This is a genomic window from Bacteroides sp. BFG-606, assembly GCF_024788145.1.
GTDB lineage: Bacteria > Bacteroidota > Bacteroidia > Bacteroidales > Bacteroidaceae > Bacteroides > Bacteroides vicugnae.
In genome coordinates this window covers 2,522,143-2,543,836 of the sequence record NZ_JANUIL010000001.1, presented here as the reverse complement: position 1 = coordinate 2,543,836, position 21,694 = coordinate 2,522,143, and the positions used below count along the sequence as shown (strand labels likewise).

Here is a 21,694-nt window from a genome sequence, read left to right as displayed (position 1 = left end):
AAAAGACTTTACTTAATAGCATTCCTTGTAAGCCCCTGTTTATAAGAAAAAAGTTCCTCACCGAGGAAGGATGCCTTCCTCGGTGAGGAATACCCTCTTCATCGGTGAGGAACGCCTCGCTCATCGGTGAGAATAAAAATCCCCTGCCGGAACTATTTAATAATAATTGTCATCGAAGCAGAATGAGAAGCATATTCCGGTGCATAAGCACACTGCATAGTTGCCAAACCTGTTTCGTAAGTTCCTGCACGACTGACACGGTAGCTATATTCCAACACGTATACACCCTTTCCTAAATGATCGAAGAAGAAATTAGTCGATGCATCTTTGATGTCTACGTAATAGCCAAGCCCGTTGTTCCAACGATAACCGGAGATACTGCCGATCGGTTCGAAACAAGCGCCCCGCTGATCTTTCAACTGTACAAAGTCCATCGGACGGTCTACGCGGATGCTCAAACGGGAAACAACTTTATCACCTACCTGAAGAACCGTTTTGGCAGTAATAGGCTGTAATTGAGGCACGTTATTCACCGTACGCTCCACATACAACTGTTTCTCAACATTCAGTTCACCGCCCTGTTGTTTCACATCACTCACAGGAGATTCAAATTCTGCATACACAGCTCCCCAGGCAATACCCGGATTTCTCTTTTCCACTTCAATCTTGCGGGCATCCACCACATTCTTCTGTGTGAAAGAACGTTTGATATATCCCAATCCGGGAACAGTCGTTTTACTTGGACTAACAGTTTCCAGCACTTCATCAGCAATCACAATCCGTACATCTCCCTGATTGTCGAGTAAATTAGTACCCTTCATCAGCAATGCAAATACCGCATCGGCAGTAGCTACCGGAGAATTCCACTGTTGTGTCTGCTTTTGCTTCAACAACCAAAGTTTCATTTCTTCCACTGTATCGTTGTTGCCACCCGTCTGTTCCAGCGCTTCCATCACATCTATATGAGCCTGCATCTGCATTCCGCCCCATGTATACGGATTCTCGTTGAAAGCAAAGAACATTCCCTGTTCATCTGTCTTCGTCAGATGTTCTTTCAGAGAAGCGACAAACTCCTGCGCTTCCTTCTTGCGTCCGGCTTTATCAAGCACAATGGCGGCAATCGCTTTTGTATCCATCGAAGGAGAAGTCAGCAATTCTCCTACCTTAGAAAGATAATAGGTATAAGCCGCTTTATTGACTGCGGGTACCTGCTCTCCCGAAATAGCGATGAGATACAAATATTGCAGAATACTGCCCGAAACGCCCGTAAACTTCACACCGTCTTTCTGTGCTTTCAGGATTTCCTTATACTCGTCCAAAGCTGATTGATGAAGGTAAGCGAAAGCCTTCTGTTGCAAAGAAAGAGCCGATCCGCTTAATTTCTCACCTGTCAGCATAGCCAGACGGGCATTCAGTTCGGCGATATAGGTAGTTACAGATCGACTGCCGTTCATTCCTTTATACCAGGACCATGCCCCGTTTGAGTTCTGTAACTCCTGCAATCGAGTCAAAGCTGCGATATTATTACTACGGATGTTATTCAAATCAAACAAGGTGGCGATGCGCTCTTTCTGTTGCTCTTCCGTCTGTGCTTCGAGCACCCAGGGAGACTCGGACAAAATGATATTCTTCACTTCCTGATTCTTTTGCAGATTGCTCAAGAACGTTTCTTTCGTACCTCCTTGCAGTTTCCAACTTTCAAATACCGCTTTGATCTTCGGCTGACTGTTCATGATAAACGAAGCCAATGTATTGGCATAGTAGGCAGTAGCCCAGGAAATAGCGTTATTACTTGTCGGAAGACTCAATGAAGGCAATGCCTGAACGGCATACCAAGCCGGGTTTCCTGTAAATTCAACAGTTAGTTTACGATCTGTGGCTGTTTTACTTTGCTGATTGAACAGATGATCGAGTGAGAAAGTACGGGTTTCTTCTCCACGCACTGGCATTGGAAGTGTCTCCACCAAATGCTCTTTATTGCTAAGAACCGGAAGCAACTGTTGTTCTCCATCGCTGAAAGTACCACTGTCGGCAATCATCCGGCATCCCACTATTTCGTATTTATCACTAACGGTAAACTGGAAGTCCACACCCATTGTCTTTCCGGCAGCAAGGCTGAATTTCTGTTTTTGTGTACTGATAACCTTCTCTGTCATCGGGTCAAAAAGGACCAGACTGACCGTTCCGGCTTGCGGCTTACCAGTCATATTAGAGATAGAAGCTGCCAGAGAAGTCTTATCACCCACACGCACAAAACGAGGGAGATTAGGAGTCAGCATAAATTCTTTGCTTGTGGCAGCTTCGCCATCCAATGTTCCCGTCAACATTCCCTTTGTATGAGAATATCCACGGAAGTTCCAACGCGTCAGACTTTCGGGCATCGTGAAAGAGAAAGAGATCTCTCCCTGTTCATTGGTGCGAAGTTGAGGATAGAAGAATGCTGTTTCTGCTAAATTGGTACGCAAGTCAGCAGATGCTTCGGGAAGCATTTCGTTGTCAGATGCCTCATCCGCTTTTTCTCCCGTGGGTATCATTTCCGATTGAAATTCAACATTAGTCATGGCATCAGCAGCCATAGCCGATTTCATCTTTGGCGCATTACTCCTTAAAGTTGCAACGTCCAATGTCGAAACGCTACCTGTCACCGTCAACTTTCTCGTCGAGCCATATCCTCTCACCATTATTTCATCCGTTCCTCCGCTATTATAATAATTCAACAGCATCACAAAGTGGTCATACTCCAGTGATGGCACTTTGAGACTCTTCGTATTCCACCAGTAATTGAACGAATTATTGCCGGAATACCCACTCATCCAATTAAAGTAAGGGAGTATCTGATTGTAATACACCCAAAATTCCTGCTTACGATTCCATATTTTATCCAAGGAGGCATCATACATCGTTGCCAGCATTTCCGCGTTGGCAGCCTGCCCTTGCGGCGTTTTAATCGTCAGCTTCCATTCTTCCTTTTGTCCCGGACGCAATTTATCACGGAACACTTCCCACTTCATAGCCAGCGTTTTATCAGGAATCCGTTTGGTCAGCCGCACCTGTTCCTGATAAATCTGTCCGTCCCTCACCATACAGAGATTCACAAAGACACCATCCCCATAACTTTCCCGATATGGATACTCGAAACGGACAATCGTATCTGACAAATTCAACGTCTTGCTCTCCAGCAATTTATCACCAGAAAATACGTTCATCATCACATAAGCATCTTTTTTCGACGTACCGAAACAGAACACGGCCGGATGAGCAGCATCAAATTCCGTATTTGCACCATAGAACCACATCGTCGTTTCTACAGGCGGACGTTTGTCCTCGACAGAGAAAAGAATCGTGTTGGTGTCAGCAGTCACTTCCTTGCCCTGATTATCTTTCACTGATGCTTTCAGCACATAAGGTCCCGATGGAAGATTCTTCCAGTCGAGCGTCATGTCTTCATTAGAAGTAAAGGTTCCCGTTGCAACCGGTTTCTCTTCCAGCTGCTTAAAGTCCTTGTCTTTGGCAGGGTACAAGTAATAATCCCCCTTCACCTCCACAGGTTGTCCATTCAGGTTCTGTACTTTAAATATTGTTTCGAAGGGTTGATCCTTGCAAGTCTTATCTTGCAATTCCACCTGCAAAACCAACGAACGGTTTCCTGCCGAAATCACGTCCGTAGAAGATTGTGTTTCACCTGCCACATTGGTAACAGTGGCCTCAATGGAATAACGATAATATACCTTATCATTATTCTTATAAGAGTCACTTTCCTGCAGACGAACCGGTATCGTAAATTCTCCATTCTCATTGGCCATCACTTCACCGGAAGCAATCTGCACAGATTCCGCAAACCGCCAAAGGCTGTATGCAGAACGCTTTACCGTATATTTCACCGGAAGATCCTGAAGCAGCACACCACTATAAGATTGTACCTTACCCTTCACCTGTACCTCATCACCCAGTTTGTAACTTCCTTGTTGCTTTTCAAAAGTGATATCAAATGTCGGACGTTTATAATCTTCTACCCGAATGCTTGTACGGCCTCTTCCCGCTTTCAAAGAGAACATTCCGTTCAGACAGGCCGAAGGCAATGCGAAATCGGTGGTAAACGAACCGAACTCATTAGTACGTACCGACTTCTGCCCTACTTCCTGATTGTTTACATCCAATAAAGTCACCGTATATCCCTTGTTCGGAAGCACATTCGCCGTATCTGATTGTTGAGAATAAGCAATTCCCTTCACATATACCGTCTGCCCGGGACGATACAAAGAGCGGTCGGTCAATAAAGTCATATTTTCAGTCACTTTATCTTCGTCGCCGTAATATCCGTAACTTCCTGCATAAATGCCTTGTTTCGGCATTGCCGTATCCGTCCCCTTGGAAGCTTTCAGATAGCGGTATTCGGATTTCCAGGGAAATACGACCTTACCCTCTTCGTTTGTCGTAAACTCCTGCAACACTTTTTCGTCATTACTGTACATTGTCACTTTCGCATGGGGAATAGGATGCCCTGTCTGTCCATCCAGCGTCACCACTTGATACTGTTTTTCCGGCAGACGGCACGTCAGCACTTTGAAACGTGTTACATCAAACTTACTTTCACTATCTCTCTTCGCACGAATATCAGGTATGATACGCATCACGTAAGATCCAAGCTCGGGAGCTTTGAATGTAAACACAGTGTCCTGCGTCCGGTAATCTTTCGGACGAAGCACAGCGTAATGTTGTTCCTTTATCAGTTTCTTCGCCTGATAAAGACGGACAGTGAAACCATCCAGATTTTTGTGTGAGACCCTCAATTCTATCTCTTCGTTCGGAAAAGCCAAATCGGATGCATAAACATTCAAATAAGGAGCCAATATCTCTTCCCGAAGATTTTTCAAAGCATTGATTCTGCGATAGCCTGGATAAAGGCGGATTGCCTCATCGCAAAGCTGCAATGCATTGAGCTGCTGTTGTTTTCCAATAGCATACCGGGCTTCCGCCAAATAGACTTCGGCACAGATGGGTTCGGAAGCATACTTGCTTTTCAATGTGTTCAAAGCTTTCAGATAAGTATCTTCCGTCAGTACCGGAAGTTCGCCCTGTACCTGGAGAGGTCGAATATTCCGATCAGCATTCCATCTCCATTCCAGGTAGTTAAGTGCTGTCAACACATAACCTTCTTTTAATCCGGCTGCTTTATAAGCGGAAATCATATTTCCATAAATAGCTATTATATCTTGTTTTACCGGATTCACAGTACCGTCATTAGTAATCCTGTTACCCAGTTCTTCCACCCGTTGCAGTGCTTCAATGCTACGGGAAGCCAATAAATGATACATATCATGGTGATAGTATTCGCTCGTTTCTCCCAGTTCTACAAACGGAATATAGTCGCGTGAGGATGTTTTGAGCAGCAATACAGAATCGGCCAATGCCTCCTTTATATTTGTCCGCACTTTTTCGATGAACATATTGGCTGTCCATTCACGCATATCGGTAGCAGGTGTCTGGTCTACGATTTCTGTCCGTTGGCGGAGTTGCCACAGGTTGCTGGCTGCATAATCTGCATAGATTCCCGCTATCAAAGAGTGTAGGATGGCGCGATCCATTGGTTGGTCAGTCTGTTTCACCCATTGTTCCAGTCCTTTCAAATCAGCATAAAGACTGTCGGGATTCAACATTTCCCGATATTTCATCCGCCACGTATATGCTTTGAGCATTTGTGGTGAGTTTTTCTCTTTTTCCCCTTTCTGATAAATCTCATCAGTCAGTTTTATTACTGTCTTAGGCAAGCTCTTTTTCCCCGCTTGCTCCACTTCTTTCCATAATTTGTCGAAAGTTTGTGCTTGTACTGCCGGAATCACTCCCAACCATAATAGCACCATCATACAAATCTGCTTTACTTTCATAATCTTTCTAGTTTAAGTTTGCTATAAGTCTCACTCTTATAAATAACAAAGTAAGGAAATAAAGTTTAAAGATTTGTACTTTTTAGCTTAAAAAAAGCTTTTATCAAGCTACCAGCCCTATAGCATATTGCATAAACATTAGCCTATTAATCAACTCACTTTGGAATAAAATAAAAAGTCCAAAGGCTGCCACTCCGTTTGTTGTTTAATTGAAAAGTTTATCTTCTGCAATAAGATTAACCTATCTCTTACAAGTTCAAAAATGCAAAAGTATCTTGCACCTTACACTAATCCTGTGATAGTTAATTGATATACAGGATTTGTAGCAGTACAAAAAACAACTTTATGTAAAATTTTAGATATAAAAAATGGGGATATCGTATTTAATAACGTATCCCCACTCTAAACTTAGTTAATGTACTTGTTCTCATTTCTCAATTCTGTACCCCCCATGAAAGCATTTCATTACGACCTACTTCACTAAGGATTTTTCTAACTAAAGAACTCATTTTCTTTGCCATAATCTTTAAACCTTTAAAATTACTAATTCCTGAAAACTAAAAAATAAAACTTACTTGTTTGGTTTGGTATTAATTGTTGAATATCCCCAAACATGTACATCGGCTTCGCCGATCTTTCTAAACAATCTTTTTAAACTTTTCATTTTGTTATCCTCCTAATTACATGTTTTACAACACAAAAATACAGCCTTTGTTTATACATTGATCTAAAAAAGAGAGAAATTTATGTTTTATAGCATATTTCTTGATTTGCATCAATTAATTTATTTGTTATACAGCAGAATTGTAATATACGCTGCAATAAATATGACAAAAGGCACAGATGAAATATCATCCGTGCCTTCACTATGGTTACCTATTATATAATAGGAGAATATTTATATAAAGAGAAATACGTTATTTCATTGGAGTTTGCTCCAAAGTTGCCACCAGAAAGTCATAGAACTTCTGTACGGTAGGAATCAACGCTCTTTCGTCCGGCGAATGCGGTGAACGCAAAGTCGGACCAAAAGAAATCATGTCCAATCCCGGAATAATAGCACCGATAATACCACATTCCAAACCAGCGTGAATCACTTTCACTGCAGGTTCTACGCCAAACTGCTGTTTATAGGATGACTTCATCGCATGCAAAATCGGAGAATTTACATTAGGTTGCCAACCGGAATATCCGCCTGTCATCTCTACCTTCATCCCTGCCATAGAGAAACAAGACTCTAAGCTGGTAGTCAGATATTCCTTCATGCTATCGCTTGAACTACGAGCCAAAATCTTAATGGCTGCCTTCCCTTCACCAATCGTAATAATAGCAAGGTTGGAAGACGTTTCTACCGTATCCGGAACAGTAGGGATCATACGTGTCACACCGTTCTGACAAGCAAAGATTGCATCAATCAGATTGTCTTGAATTTCTTCAGGTACTTCACCGGCAGGAAGTTCTACGCGTTCAGCTGTAAAACTGATCGGAGTTTCAATAGCCGAATATTCTTCATTGAACAGGTTTTCGCAGTATTTCACCAAGCCCAGCAGTTCTTCTTCATTTTCAGCCGGAATGGTAATAACCGCATGCGCCTCACGCGGGATAGCATTACGCATATTACCACCTTCCCAGCTAGCCAAACGGGCTTCATAGCTGGCAACCGCTTCACGAACGAAACGAACCAATAACTTATTGGCATTGGCACGCCCTTCATTGATTTCCAATCCCGAATGTCCGCCGCGCAATCCTTTCAAAGTAACTTTCACTGCGATATCTCCTGCTTCGGGAACTACTTCCTTATATTCCAAGGTAGCAGTTACGTCCATACCTCCGGCACAACCGATATACAATTCACCTTCATCTTCCGAGTCCAGATTCAACAGAATTTCACCGTTCAGGGTGCCCGGCTTCAAACCAAATGCACCGTACATACCGGTTTCTTCATCTTTAGTGATAAGAGCTTCCAGAGGACCATGTTTCAGGTCTTTTGCTTCCAGCACGGCCATGATGGCAGCTACTCCCAGTCCGTTGTCCGCACCCAAAGTAGTACCTTTTGCTTTCACCCAGTCACCGTCTATATAAGTTTCAATCGGGTCTTTTTCAAAATCGTGTACAGTATCGTTGTTCTTCTGCGGAACCATATCCATGTGCGCCTGAAGAATTACACCTTTCCGGTTTTCCATACCCGGAGTTGCCGGTTTACGGATAATCACATTACCTGCTTCGTCTACAAAAGACTCCAAGCCCAAGCCTTTTCCGAAACCAAGAAGAAATTCAGTTATTTTTTCCATGTGTCCTGACGGACGAGGAATCTGTGTCAACGAATAAAAATGCTTCCACACATTTTGTGGAGCTAAAGAAAGAATGGTACTCATAATAAATATTTTAAAACGATTTTAAATCTAATAATTAAACAGTGCCAAGTTATGGAAAAGTTTTCAGATGGCAAAGGACGTCAACAAAAACATTTAAGAATACACAGTTTTAGCTAAAATTTCACCCTCGATGTCTATTGGTGAATGGCAGAGCGGCAAATCCATAGATGCCCAACAGAACAACCAGAAAGGTTTGAATACCGTGTACAATCAGGGCAAAGATTCCGGCATCCGTCACATTTACTCCATAAAGCATCATCATAGAAATGATAGCGAAATGCCACGGCCCCGCCCCGTTGGGAGTAGGCACAATCACGGCAAACGTACCGCCTACAAACATGACCAATGCCGCCAGAATACCTAAATGCGCTGTAAAGGCAAAACAATAGAATGTGAAATAGAAATGGAGAAAGTAGCACGTCCAAATAGCCAGTGTATAAAAAATAAAGAGAGGAATGTTACGCACTCCCCTTAAAGACATAATCCCCTCCCATATATTAAGTACAAAGCCTTTCACCCGTTCGTAAAAGAACAGCGTTTTTCTTAAATAATAAAGAAGGATCGCCACACCGATAAAACAGAACAGGATGATATAAAACCATACTGAAGTCAAAAGATGAACAAGAGAGGGTATTTTTGTTCCGGTCTGTTGAAGAAAGGTGACGAAGATAGGTAATTGAAGTAAAACAGTGATGCCTGTAATAAGAAGAATAGTCAACGTATCAACCAGTCGCTCCGTAACGACTGTTCCCAACGACTTGGCAAACGAGACGTTATCATATTTCGCCAAAACCCCGCAACGGCTCACTTCCCCGATCCGGGGAACTACCAGACTGGCAGCATAAGAAATGAAGATAGCATTCACACAATCGCTCTTTTTCGGGAAAGCGTCCAACGGTTCCAGTGTCTGTCTCCACCGCCATCCACGAAAGACTTGTGCGAACACCCCGAACACTAATGAGAAGAGCATCCACCACCAATTTGTACCGTGTAATAACACATCGCCCGCTTTTGTAAAATCAAAGTCGCGATACACCCAGAATAAGATAAAGCCGCCTAAAACAACCGGTAATATCAGTTTCAGTGTCTTTTTTAATAGTTTCTTCATCCTTAATTCTTCATTCTTCATTTAAAAGAATTACCTTTGTCGGCTGCAAAAGTAATTATTTAGTTGGTAAATGAAATTAGTAAAGCCTAAAAAGTTTCTCGGACAGCACTTTCTGAAAGATCTGAAAGTTGCGCAAGATATTGCCGATACTGTCGACACTTTCCCCGAACTACCTATTTTGGAGGTGGGACCGGGTATGGGAGTATTGACCCAGTTTCTGGTGAAAAAAGACCGGTTGATAAAGGTCGTAGAAGTTGACTATGAGTCGGTTGCCTATCTTCGCGAAGCTTATCCGTCATTGGAGGACCACATCATCGAAGATGACTTTCTGAAAATGAACCTTCACCGGCTATTCGACGGCAAACCTTTCGTACTGACCGGTAATTATCCGTATAACATCTCCAGCCAGATCTTTTTCAAGATGCTGGACAACAAAGATATCGTCCCCTGCTGTACGGGAATGATTCAAAAAGAGGTAGCCGAACGTATTGCAGCCGGACCGGGCAGCAAGACTTACGGCATCCTTAGCGTGTTGATTCAGGCTTGGTACAAAGTGGAATACTTATTCACAGTGAGCGAGCATGTGTTCAACCCGCCCCCCAAAGTGAAAAGCGCTGTCATCCGCATGACGCGCAACGAGACTAAAGGGTTGGGATGTGATGAGAAACTGTTCAAACAAGTAGTGAAAACGACTTTCAACCAACGACGCAAAACATTGCGCAACTCTATCAAACCTATTTTAGGCAAAGATTGTCCACTCACGGAGGACATATTATTTAATAAACGCCCGGAACAACTATCGGTAGCAGAATTTATAGACCTGACCAATAAAGTGGAAGAAGCATTAAAGACGGCAGGCAACAACCAACTGATGGGCAGCAGTGAGCAGAGAACTGGATTTTGTAATTCGTAATTTGTAATTGACAACGATGAACGAGGAATACATTGACAACGTTAAACACCTTATTGAGCAAAAAGACGCCGATACGGTAAAAGGGCTTCTCATCGACCTCCATCCGGCCGACATCGCCGAATTGTGCAATGACCTGAATCCGGAAGCGGCCAAGTTCATCTATCGCCTGCTCGACAACGAAATTGCCGCCGACGTACTTGTCGAAATGGACGAAGACGCTCGTAAAGAGCTACTCGAAATGCTCCCTTCGGAGACAATCGCCAAACGCTTCGTTGACTACATGGATACGGACGATGCCGTAGACCTGATGCGTGAACTCGATGAAGATAAGCAGGAAGAGGTTCTTTCGCACATTGAGGACATTGAACAGGCAGGTGACATTGTCGACTTGTTGAAATACGACGAAAATACCGCCGGTGGTTTAATGGGTACGGAAATGGTACTCGTCAACGAGAACTGGAGTATGCCCGAATGTCTGAAAGAGATGCGTCAACAGGCGGAAGAGCTGGACGAAATCTATTATGTATATGTCATCGACGACGACGAACGTCTGCGAGGTATCTTCCCGCTCAAAAAGATGATTACGTCTCCTTCTGTATCCAAGGTGAAACACGTGATGCAGAAAGATCCGATTTCCGTGCATGTAGATACTCCCATTGATGAGGTGGTACAGGCGATTGAAAAGTACGACTTGGTGGCCATCCCCGTCATCGACAGTATCGGCCGGCTTGTAGGACAAATCACCGTCGACGACGTCATGGATGAAGTTCGTGAACAATCGGAACGTGATTATCAGTTGGCATCCGGTCTTTCGCAGGACGTAGAAACAGACGATAATGTATTGAAACAGACCACTGCCCGCCTCCCCTGGTTATTAATCGGTATGATCGGCGGAATCGGAAACTCTATGATATTGGGAAATTTCGATGCTACTTTTGCCGCTCATCCCGAAATGGCACTTTATATCCCGCTGATCGGTGGTACAGGAGGAAATGTCGGAACACAATCTTCGGCAATCATCGTACAAGGCTTGGCAAACAGTTCGCTAGATGCCAAAAACACATTCAAGCAAGTTACCAAGGAAGCAGTAGTAGCATTAATCAATGCCACGATTATCTCCTTATTAGTATACACCTACAACTTTATCCGGTTCGGTGCAACAGCTACGGTGACTTATTCCGTATCCATCAGCCTGTTTGCCGTGGTTATGTTCGCATCCATTTTCGGAACACTGGTACCAATGACTCTGGAGAAGCTAAAGATTGATCCTGCAATTGCAACAGGACCGTTTATAGCCATTACAAATGACATCATTGGAATGATGTTGTACATGGGAATAACCGTTTTATTGTCATAAAAACACGATAAACAAAAAAAAATAAGCAAAATAGTATGAAGTAATCGTTTTATTTCATTAATTTGTGACCCAAAACTAATATACAATGATGGACGCTCATGACACTAATCAACCCTTGAACCAAGGGGAATTAGAAGAAGAAAAGAAAACAGTCGAGGTTTCTGAAGCTATTACAGAGACTCCGACTGAAGAAGTTACTGCCGAAGTTCAACCTGAAGCAGCCCCTAAACCTGCCACTAAGGAAGATGTACTAAACCAGCTGAAAGAGCTTGCGCAAGATGCCGAAAATGCGAACAAGCAGGAAATTGACAATCTGAAACAATCATTCTACAAGTTACATAATGCCGAGTTGGAAGCTGCTAAGGTACAGTTTACAGACAACGGTGGAAACATTGAAGATTTTGTTGCCCAAGAGGACCCGACAGAGGAAGAATTCAAACGTCTGATGGGGGTTATCAAGGAAAAACGCAGCAGACAGGTTGCTGAGCTGGAACGCCAGAAGGAAGAAAACCTGCAAGTGAAACTTTCCATTATCGAAGAACTGAAAGAATTGGTGGAATCCGGAGATGATGCCAACAAATCTTATACAGAATTCAAGAAGCTGCAACAGCAATGGAATGACACGAAATTGGTACCGCAAGGCAAAGTGAATGAACTTTGGAAAAACTATCAATTATATGTAGAAAAGTTCTACGATTTATTGAAACTGAACAATGAATTCCGTGAATACGACTTCAAAAAGAATCTGGAAATCAAGACGCGCCTCTGCGAAGCTGCTGAAAAGCTGGCTGACGAGGAGGACGTGGTTTCCGCTTTCCACCAACTGCAGAAGTTGCATCAGGAATTCCGCGATACAGGTCCGGTAGCCAAAGAACTGCGTGATGAGATCTGGAATCGGTTCAAAGCCGCTTCTACCGCTGTCAACCGCCGTCATCAGCAGCACTTCGAGTCGCTGAAAGAGGCCGAGCAGCACAATTTGGACCAAAAGACCGTAATCTGCGAAATCGTTGAAGCGATTGAGTATGATGAATTGAAGACATTCTCTGCTTGGGAAAATAAGACTCAGGAAGTGATTGCCCTGCAAAACAAATGGAAAACCATCGGTTTTGCACCTCAAAAGATGAATGTGAAAATCTTCGAACGTTTCCGCCATGCCTGCGATGATTTCTTCAAGAAGAAAGGAGAATTCTTCAAGAGCTTGAAAGAAGGTATGAACGAGAATCTGGAAAAGAAGAAAGCACTCTGCGAAAAAGCGGAAGCTTTGAAAGACAGCACGGACTGGAAAGTTACTGCCGATGCGCTGACCAAACTTCAAAAAGAATGGAAGACCATCGGACCGGTAGCCAAGAAACATTCGGATGCTGTCTGGAAACGTTTCATCACTGCTTGCGACTACTTCTTTGAGCAAAAGAACAAGGCTACTTCTTCACAACGCTCTGTCGAAACAGAGAATATGGAAAAGAAGAAAGCATTGATTGAAAAGTTATCCGCTATCGATGAGAACATGGATACTGAAGAAGCGAGCAATCTGGTTCGGGATTTGATGAAGGAATGGAATTCTATCGGTCACGTGCCGTTCAAAGAAAAAGATAAGCTATACAAGCAATATCACGGATTGATCGATCAGTTATTCGACCGTTTCAATATCAATGCTTCCAACAAGAAGTTAAGCAACTTCCGTTCGAACATCAGCAATATCCAGGGAGGCGGAACTCAATCTTTATATAGAGAACGTGAGAAACTAGTGCGCACTTATGAGAATATGAAGAACGAACTTCAGACTTATGAGAACAATCTGGGCTTCCTGACTTCTACTTCCAAGAAAGGCAGCAGCTTGTTGACTGAACTAAACCGCAAGGTAGACAAGCTGAAAGCAGACTTGGAACTAGTATTACAAAAAATTAAAGTAATCGACGAATCAATTAAAGCAGAAGAATAATCCTCTGCCCGATTTAGAGAAATAAGAGAAACCGGTTTTATGCTCGCTTGAGCAATAAAACCGGTTTCTCTTTTCTAGCAAACAAGCTTATACAGCCTTTAAGGATTTATTTCTTAAACATCAACCCCACGGCTTCTTTTCACAGCAAATATGTGTTTCTTCTGACTATAAATGTCAGAAAACAATAAAACCCTGCAAGATTTAATTCTTAGCAGGGTTCTATCTAAATTAACGTTGATTTGTTGGGCTACCTGGATTCGAACCAGGAATGACAGGACCAGAATCTGTAGTGTTACCATTACACCATAGCCCAATGATTTTCGTTTGCGGGTGCAAAGATACAAATATTTTGGGAATTCAAAACAATTCTGATATTTTTTTTGCAAAAATGTCCAAATAAGCTTTCTAAACAAAAGTATCTCCACTAAAAAACACAAAAATTGAGGGATAACTTTCTTGTATCCAATAAATCAGCGTATATTTGTCAAAAATATCACGTTTATAATCAGAAACAAAGGGTTGCCTTTTTTTGTTATAAACAAATAGAGAACATAAATTATTAATCTCAATTACAGGAATGAACGATACTAAAGTATTAATTGAAAAAATAAAAGAAGGAATTCAAGAGAAAAAAGGTAAAAAGATAATCGTTGCCGATTTAACCAGCATAGAAGATACCATCTGTAAATATTTCGTTATCTGTCAGGGAAATTCTCCTAGTCAAGTGAGTGCCATTGTAGATTCAATCAAGGAATTTACACGCAAAGGTGCGGATAGCAAACCTTATGCAATCGATGGGCTCCGGAATGCAGAATGGGTGGCAATGGACTATGCCGACGTACTGGTACACGTCTTTTTGCCGGAAGTAAGAGCTTTTTATAATCTTGAACACCTTTGGGCAGATGCCAAACTCACTCAAATCCCCGATCTAGACTAATTAATGATTATGGACAATAATAATAGCAATAATAACAATAGCAATAAACCTAACAATAAGGTTAATATGCCTAAGTTCAACCTGAACTGGATGTATATGATTATTGCCCTTATGCTTCTCGGCCTCTGGTGGGGCAGTGATTCAAAGGGAGCTGGAAGCAAAGCTGTAACTTACAGTGAGTTTCAGGACTACGTAAAAAAGGGCTATGTAAGCAAAGTATTGGGTTATGAAGATAAGTCAATCGAAGCTTTTCTTAAACCGACTGCTGTAGGAGCTGTTTTTGGAGCAGATTCTACCAAAGTAGGACGTAACCCTATCATTACAAGTAGAACGCCATCTACCGATAAACTGGAAGAGTTTTTGCAGGCAGAAAAGGAAGCCGGTCATTTTGACGGCTCTTCTGACTATCCGCCCAAATCGGATATTTTCCCCGCAATCCTGATTCAGATACTCCCGCTTGTCTTGCTTGTAGCGTTATGGATCTTCTTCATGCGCCGTATGAGCGGAGGTGGCAGTGGTGGCCCCGGTGGTGTATTTAACGTAGGAAAATCAAAAGCCCAGCTTTTTGAAAAAGGCGGAGCCATCAAGATTACATTTAAGGATGTAGCGGGTTTGGCAGAAGCTAAACAAGAAATAGAGGAAATAGTAGAGTTCTTGAAGGAACCGCAGAAATATACGGATTTGGGAGGTAAGATCCCTAAGGGAGCATTGCTGGTAGGCCCTCCGGGAACCGGTAAAACTTTGCTTGCCAAAGCTGTGGCGGGTGAAGCTAATGTTCCTTTTTTCTCACTGGCAGGTTCTGACTTCGTGGAAATGTTTGTGGGTGTAGGTGCATCCCGTGTTCGCGACTTGTTTAAACAGGCTAAAGAAAAAGCTCCCTGTATCGTCTTTATCGATGAGATTGATGCCGTAGGACGTGCTCGTGGCAAGAATCCTGCAATGGGAGGAAATGACGAACGTGAAAATACATTGAACCAGTTATTGACAGAGATGGACGGTTTCGGTTCCAACAGCGGTGTGATTATCCTCGCTGCTACTAACCGTGTAGACGTACTTGATAAAGCGTTGCTCCGTGCAGGACGTTTTGACCGTCAGATACATGTGGATCTGCCTGACTTGAATGAACGTAAAGAAGTATTTGGTGTGCATTTGCGCCCGATCAAAATAGACGATAGTGTTGATGTAGACTTGCTGGCTCGCCAAACTCCGGGATTCTCGGGTGCGGATATCGCCAATGTCTGCAATGAAGCTGCACTGATTGCTGCCCGCCACGGAAAGAAATTTGTAGGCAAGCAAGACTTTCTGGATGCGGTAGACCGTATCATCGGTGGTCTGGAAAAGAAAACCAAGATTACTACGGAAGCTGAAAGACGTTCCATCGCTTTGCATGAAGCAGGACACGCCTCTATCTCCTGGTTATTGGAATATGCCAATCCGTTGATTAAAGTAACTATCGTTCCCCGCGGACGTGCATTGGGAGCTGCCTGGTATCTGCCGGAAGAACGTCAGATTACTACTAAGGAGCAGATGTTGGATGAAATGTGCGCCACTTTAGGAGGACGCGCCGCTGAAGATTTATTCCTTGGCCGCATTTCAACTGGTGCCATGAACGACTTGGAAAGAGTGACCAAACAGGCATATGGTATGATTGCTTATTTAGGTATGAGCGACAAGCTGCCGAATTTATGTTATTACAACAACGATGAATATTCTTTCAATCGTCCATACAGCGAAAAAGACAGCCGAACTAATTGACGAAGAGGTAAAGAGAATGGTGAACGAACAGTATGAACGCGCCAAGAGAATTCTGTCAGAGCATAAAGAAGGTCACAACGAACTGACACAATTACTGATTGACAAAGAGGTAATCTTCGCAGAAGACGTTGAACGTATCTTCGGCAAACGCCCCTGGGCTTCGCGTTCGGAAGAAATCATGGCTGCTAAAGAAAGCCAGGATGCTGCAAGAGCTGAAAGGGAACTTGCCCAAAAGCTGAAAGAAGAAGAAAAAGAAATCAAAGAAGAGGAAGCTGAAAATACTGCAGAGGAACAAGCACCCATTGACACCAAAGTTGCCGCAGCGGGTAACAAGGTTACAGTGGAAGGCAAAGTTACCGTAGAGGGTAAGTCTAATGGAGAAGAACAAGCTAACGAGTCCAACTAATTAAAACGAATAGATTTTGATTAATAATTTCATAAAACGAGCTATTACAGGTGTACTCTTCGTTGCCATCTTGGTAGGGTGCATCCTTTATGATGCATTCAGTTTTGGCATTCTGTTCACCGCTATCAGTGCACTGACTATTTATGAGTTTGCACAGCTGGTAAATATGCGCGCAGAAGGAGTCAAGATAAACAAAACCATTAATATGCTCGGCGGGGCTTATTTATTCCTCGCAATCATGGGATTCTGCATTGATGCAGCCGATTCGAAAATATTCATCCCGTATGTGCTTTTATTGCTTTACATGATGATTAGCGAATTGTATCTGAAAAAGGAGAACCCGGTACTTAACTGGGCTTATTCGATGCTTAGCCAACTTTATATCGGCCTGCCTTTTGCTTTGCTAAATGTATTGGCTTTCCATAACGACCCAGCGTCGGAATTCAGTAGCATAAGCTATAATCCGATTCTACCGTTATCCATCTTTATTTTCCTTTGGCTGAATGACACGGGTGCTTATTGCATCGGTTCACTGATAGGCAAACACCGACTCTTTGAACGCATCTCCCCGAAAAAATCATGGGAAGGTTCTATCGGCGGCGGAGTTGTAGCAATCGGAGTATCTTTTATACTTGCTCACTACTTCCCATTTATGTCAATGATTGAATGGGCAGGACTGGCATTGGTAGTGGTTATATTTGGCACATGGGGCGACCTGACGGAGTCATTGCTAAAACGCCAATTGCACGTAAAGGATTCGGGAAATATCCTTCCGGGACATGGAGGGATGCTCGACCGGTTTGACAGTTCTTTGATGGCTATACCGGCAGCAGTCGTTTATCTATATGCATTAACGTGGTTCTAACAGGAGTTTTTCTCATCGATTAGAATTGCACACAATACAAAAGGTCGGGAACTTCGATAGAAGTATCCCGACCTTTTTCACACACAGTAAATCATAGTTAGGTTATCGGATCGAAGAAGTGGAGTGTACATCCTTCGCAGCTTCCGGCACACCTACCGGATGATCCAGATCAAGAACGATCACTCTTCCTTCTCCATGTTCTCTTGAATTTATGGTCACTTTAAAACCTTTCATTGTTGATTCAGAATCTTTCTCCGTTGGGAAGAACTTTTCCAGATTATAAGAAACTCGTCCCCATCCCCAATAATCGGTTACATCCTCATACGTATTATAACGCAGTTCCAAATGTACGTAACCATCTTCAGCCACATTCAATGTTCCCGGTTCTGACGGTTCTCCCGTTTCTATCTTATTTTGCACAAGACTGATACGATGTTTCTCCGAGCGAGGCAGTTCCTGACGAAAAATTACATTCAGGAATTTTCCTCCCAACCACATATCACCCTGATAAATCAGGATAGGATCATTGCCGAATTCCACCGCTTCTTCCTCTGTGGTCATATCTTCTACTTCCTTTGTCAACAATTCCTGTACACCTTCCATCTTCACCTGAACTCCTTTTCCTCCTTCCATGTCATACAAAGGATTGAAAAAAGCCACTACACGTTCACCGTCCACCGGTTTAAACCAAGGTATGGAAGTAGCAACCGGATCAATCAATCCCCAACGATCACCTTCCAAATAATAGCCTCCTCCACCGGTTGCACGAACGGTCGCCCAGTCCCAGCTAAAGTCTCCGATAGAATAGCCATCATCATCACATGATTGCAACATTGGCACTAATGCCAATAACAACATTCCTAAAAGCCACTTAAATTTTTTCATATCTTTTTTCCTTTCTTTTTTAGTCTTCTGCTTAATAAATAAAAAAGCCGTGCAATTACTGCATCGGCTTTACGTTTATTCAGAAAAAGAAAGTTATTTTTTCAACAAATGCAGCATTTCACGAGCTGCACGACGGGGAGCACCGGCAGGTCCCAACCGTTCAGCCATATATTCATATCCCGAAAGCATTTCATTTCTATATGCTTCATTTCCAATGATATTTTTCAATTCACTCTGCATATTCTTCACGGTCATCGTATCCGCCACCAGCTCTTTTACCACTTCACGGTCGGCAATCAAATTAACCAACGAAATAAATTTCACGGTCAAGATATGACGCCGCAAGAAGGAAACTATTTTCCCTATCGGAGTGTGATAACAAACGACTTGGGGAACACGGAACAATGCCGTCTCAAGAGTAGCCGTGCCTGAAGTGACCAAAGCCACATCTGCGTGTTGCAACAAACGATAGGTTTGATCGAAAATGATTTTCACTTTCGCCTCTCCTACATATTTTTTATAATATTCGGGAGCAATGGCAGGAGCACCCGCCAGAACAAGCTGATAATCAGGAAAAGCAGAAGCCGCCTCCAACATATCCGGCAGATTATCTTTGATTTCCTGTTTCCGGCTACCTGCAAGAAGAGCTATTATCGGTTTATCTTCCAGTTGATTCTCCGCAATAAACAAATCCTTATTTTTCGGATGAGCTTCCTGATAGGCCACCACCTCATCCACGGTAGGATTTCCAACATAGTGAATGGGATATTGATGCTTTCCTTCGAAGAAATCTACTTCAAAAGGAAGAATGGAAAAAAGTTCGTCTACATCTCGTTTTATATTCTTAATGCGATACTCTTTCCACGCCCATATCTTCGGAGAAATATAATAATAAACCGGAATCTGTGTCTTTGCATGGACAAACTTGGCTATATCCAGATTGAATCCCGGATAGTCCACCAGAATAACAACATCCGGTTGCCAGGAAACAATGTCTTCTTTACAACGCTTCATATTTGCAAAGATAGTGCGCAGATGGAGCAACACGGGAATAAACCCCATGTACGCCAGTTCTTTATAATGTTTCACCATCGTTCCTCCAACGGCAGCCATCAAATCACCTCCGAAAAACCGGAAATCAGCCTGCGGATCTTCGGCCTTTAAGGCAGCCATCAGATGAGAAGCGTGCAAGTCGCCGGAAGCTTCGCCGACAATCAAATAATACTTCATAATAGTTGATAGGTGATAGGGGATAAATGATAGGTGATAGGGGATAAATGATAGGTGAAAATTAAAACATGACAACCACTAAGTCGTGTCTTGTAACCGATTCTCAACTCAACATCTATCGCTTATCACCTATCATTTATCAACTAATTAAACCATTTGTTAAGTTCATCCATAAAGTGATAAGCTGTCACATCAACCGTGGTCGGAGTGATAGCAACATAGCCATTTGCCAAAGCCCAATGATCATTCTTCTCATTTTCAAGCTCGTGGTCGGTAAATTCGCCGGTCAACCAGAAATAATTCGGATCGTTCAGACGGGGACAGGCAGCCCATTCGTTCGTCCAACGACCTTTTGCCTGTTCACAGATTTTGATTCCTTTGATATCGGTTGTATTCGGGAAATTTACGTTCAGGCAGGTCAAAGGAGGAAGTCCTTTTTCCAGTACCATGGCGGCAATACTGCGAATATAAGGTCCGGCAGCTTCAAAATCGGCATCAGGTTCATGATTACACAAAGAGAAGCCAATAGAAGGGATTCCATTCAAACAACCTTCGAACACCACTCCCATCGTGCCGGAATAATGCACGTTAGTGGCGGAGTTATCCCCATGATTGATACCACCGACTACCAAGTCCGGTGTCCGGTCGAGCACTGTGTTCCGTGCCAATTTGATACAATCGGTCGGCGTTCCCGAACATTTATAAACAGTTAAACCTACTTCTTTCTTTACTAACTGGTAATGAACAGGCTGCGTCACCGTCAGCGCACAACCACTGCCCGAACGCGGAGCATCAGGTGCCATTACCACAATATCTCCCAAAGGGCGAAGAAACTTCACCAGTTCATTAATCCCTTTAGCCATCACGCCATCGTCATTTGAAACAAGTATCAACGGCTTTTCATTTTCCATATCTTCAATCCTTTCCTTTTTTATATTCGCACAAAAGTAACAAAAAGAAGCCGTACCGCCAAACACCTCCCTGCATCAGATCGAAAAGTCTCTTTCCACCCCATTCCTACCCGTTTACAAATCTTAATCTTCTGCAAGCGAGCAAAAAAAGAAATAGATATCCAATATAAATATGTATATTTGCAAGCTCGTTAAAGAGAAAAGTAGATGATGCAACCTGTTGAAGTTTTGTAACCGTTTCGTCCGACAGTTATTAACAAAACAGGCGACTTATCAACAGAAATTGCAAAGTTTCTCTTTTTTCGTAGGCGCTCTAAGGATTTATCACTTATTTCGCTGCCAATAAATTTAGAGAATATGGGAAAAATTATTGCTTTGGCCAATCAAAAGGGTGGTGTAGGAAAAACAACGACTACGATTAACCTCGCAGCTTCACTTGCTACACTGGAAAAAAAGGTACTCGTGATAGATGCCGACCCGCAAGCTAATGCCTCTTCCGGTCTGGGAGTAGACATCAAGCAGTCGGAATGCACTATCTATGAGTGTATTATTGACAGAGCCAACGTACAGGACGCTATCCTTGACACGGAGATTGATTCTTTGAAAGTGATCTCTTCGCACATCAATCTTGTAGGGGCAGAGATTGAAATGCTGAACCTCCCAAACCGAGAAAAGATACTGAAGGAAGTACTCACTCCTTTGAAGAAAGAATATGACTATATTCTGATAGACTGTTCTCCTTCATTAGGACTAATCACGATCAACGCCCTAACGGCAGCGGACTCGGTGATTATTCCCGTTCAAGCTGAATATTTCGCTCTTGAAGGTATCAGCAAACTATTGAATACCATTAAAATCATCAAGTCGAAACTGAATCCGGCTTTAGAGATCGAAGGTTTCCTGCTGACGATGTATGATTCTCGTCTGCGTCAGGCTAATCAGATCTATGACGAAGTGAAACGGCATTTTCAAGAACTGGTGTTCAATACCGTTGTTCAACGAAATGTAAAATTGAGCGAGGCTCCCAGCTACGGTGTTCCGACCATCCTTTACGATGCGGAATCTACCGGTGCCAAGAACCACTTGGCTCTTGCAAAAGAGATTATCAACCGAAATAAATAAAAGAAG

The 21,694-nt window shown here is 42.9% G+C and carries 12 protein-coding genes, 1 tRNA gene and 1 pseudogene; 7 read left to right on the top strand and 7 right to left on the bottom strand.

Features of this window, described 5'->3' with window-relative positions:
- Positions 1-152: 152 nt before the first annotated feature.
- The 3 genes from NXV01_RS09115 to NXV01_RS09105 all read right to left on the bottom strand — a co-directional run bounded on the left by NXV01_RS09115 (position 153) and on the right by NXV01_RS09105 (position 9,368).
- Positions 153-5,885 (bottom strand): alpha-2-macroglobulin, encoded by a 5,733-nt coding sequence (locus tag NXV01_RS09115; protein WP_259022226.1) that lies wholly within the window; start codon positions 5,883-5,885, stop codon positions 153-155.
- A gap of 917 nt (positions 5,886-6,802) precedes the next feature.
- Positions 6,803-8,260 carry an aminoacyl-histidine dipeptidase gene (locus tag NXV01_RS09110; protein ID WP_074556838.1) on the bottom strand — a complete coding sequence of 486 codons (1,458 nt, stop codon included), beginning with the start codon at positions 8,258-8,260 and terminating at the stop codon, positions 6,803-6,805.
- Between the two features lie 121 nt (positions 8,261-8,381).
- Entirely contained in the window at positions 8,382-9,368 is a 987-nt protein-coding gene (locus NXV01_RS09105; protein WP_074556839.1) for a lysylphosphatidylglycerol synthase transmembrane domain-containing protein, read from the bottom strand.
- 70 nt (positions 9,369-9,438) lie between these two features.
- Here NXV01_RS09105 and rsmA point away from each other — a divergent pair, with 70 nt between their 5' ends.
- The 3 genes from rsmA to NXV01_RS09090 all read left to right on the top strand — a co-directional run bounded on the left by rsmA (position 9,439) and on the right by NXV01_RS09090 (position 13,577).
- Positions 9,439-10,281: a 16S rRNA (adenine(1518)-N(6)/adenine(1519)-N(6))-dimethyltransferase RsmA gene (gene rsmA / locus NXV01_RS09100; RefSeq protein WP_259022225.1), complete on the top strand. Its 843-nt coding sequence runs from the start codon at positions 9,439-9,441 to the stop codon at positions 10,279-10,281.
- A gap of 16 nt (positions 10,282-10,297) precedes the next feature.
- Positions 10,298-11,638, top strand: a complete 1,341-nt coding sequence (gene mgtE, locus NXV01_RS09095; RefSeq protein WP_099146489.1) for a magnesium transporter — start codon at positions 10,298-10,300, stop codon at positions 11,636-11,638.
- An 85-nt stretch (positions 11,639-11,723) separates the two neighbouring features.
- Entirely contained in the window at positions 11,724-13,577 is a 1,854-nt protein-coding gene (locus NXV01_RS09090) for a DUF349 domain-containing protein (protein WP_148366456.1), read from the top strand.
- 242 nt (positions 13,578-13,819) lie between these two features.
- Here NXV01_RS09090 and NXV01_RS09085 read toward each other — a convergent pair.
- Positions 13,820-13,890: transfer RNA gene (locus tag NXV01_RS09085), tRNA-Gln, on the bottom strand.
- Between the two features lie 264 nt (positions 13,891-14,154).
- On the opposite strand from NXV01_RS09085, the gene rsfS reads away from it, so the two are divergent.
- From rsfS to NXV01_RS09070, 3 genes and pseudogenes are all read left to right on the top strand, one after another.
- Complete coding sequence (gene rsfS, locus NXV01_RS09080) at positions 14,155-14,514, top strand: ribosome silencing factor (RefSeq protein WP_148366457.1); 360 nt, start codon at positions 14,155-14,157, stop codon at positions 14,512-14,514.
- A gap of 3 nt (positions 14,515-14,517) precedes the next feature.
- Positions 14,518-16,675 (top strand): annotated as a pseudogene (ftsH, locus tag NXV01_RS09075) (ATP-dependent zinc metalloprotease FtsH).
- A gap of 16 nt (positions 16,676-16,691) precedes the next feature.
- Positions 16,692-17,540, top strand: a complete 849-nt coding sequence (locus NXV01_RS09070) for a phosphatidate cytidylyltransferase (RefSeq protein ID WP_195358420.1) — start codon at positions 16,692-16,694, stop codon at positions 17,538-17,540.
- Positions 17,541-17,642: 102 nt separating this feature from the next.
- Here the strand turns inward: NXV01_RS09070 and NXV01_RS09065 are convergent, their stop codons facing one another.
- From NXV01_RS09065 to surE, 3 genes are all read right to left on the bottom strand, one after another.
- A complete protein-coding gene (locus tag NXV01_RS09065; RefSeq protein ID WP_148366460.1) occupies positions 17,643-18,425 on the bottom strand; it encodes a NigD-like protein in 783 nt (260 codons plus the stop codon).
- A 93-nt stretch (positions 18,426-18,518) separates the two neighbouring features.
- The gene (lpxB, locus tag NXV01_RS09060) at positions 18,519-19,655 is read right to left on the bottom strand and encodes a lipid-A-disaccharide synthase (protein ID WP_259011366.1); all 1,137 of its coding nucleotides are present in this window, start codon (positions 19,653-19,655) and stop codon (positions 18,519-18,521) included.
- A gap of 143 nt (positions 19,656-19,798) precedes the next feature.
- Positions 19,799-20,566, bottom strand: a complete 768-nt coding sequence (gene surE / locus NXV01_RS09055) for a 5'/3'-nucleotidase SurE (RefSeq protein WP_148366462.1) — start codon at positions 20,564-20,566, stop codon at positions 19,799-19,801.
- A 357-nt stretch (positions 20,567-20,923) separates the two neighbouring features.
- Here surE and NXV01_RS09050 point away from each other — a divergent pair, with 357 nt between their 5' ends.
- Complete coding sequence (locus NXV01_RS09050) at positions 20,924-21,688, top strand: ParA family protein (RefSeq protein WP_122135576.1); 765 nt, start codon at positions 20,924-20,926, stop codon at positions 21,686-21,688.
- The last annotated feature ends 6 nt before the right edge of the window (positions 21,689-21,694 follow it).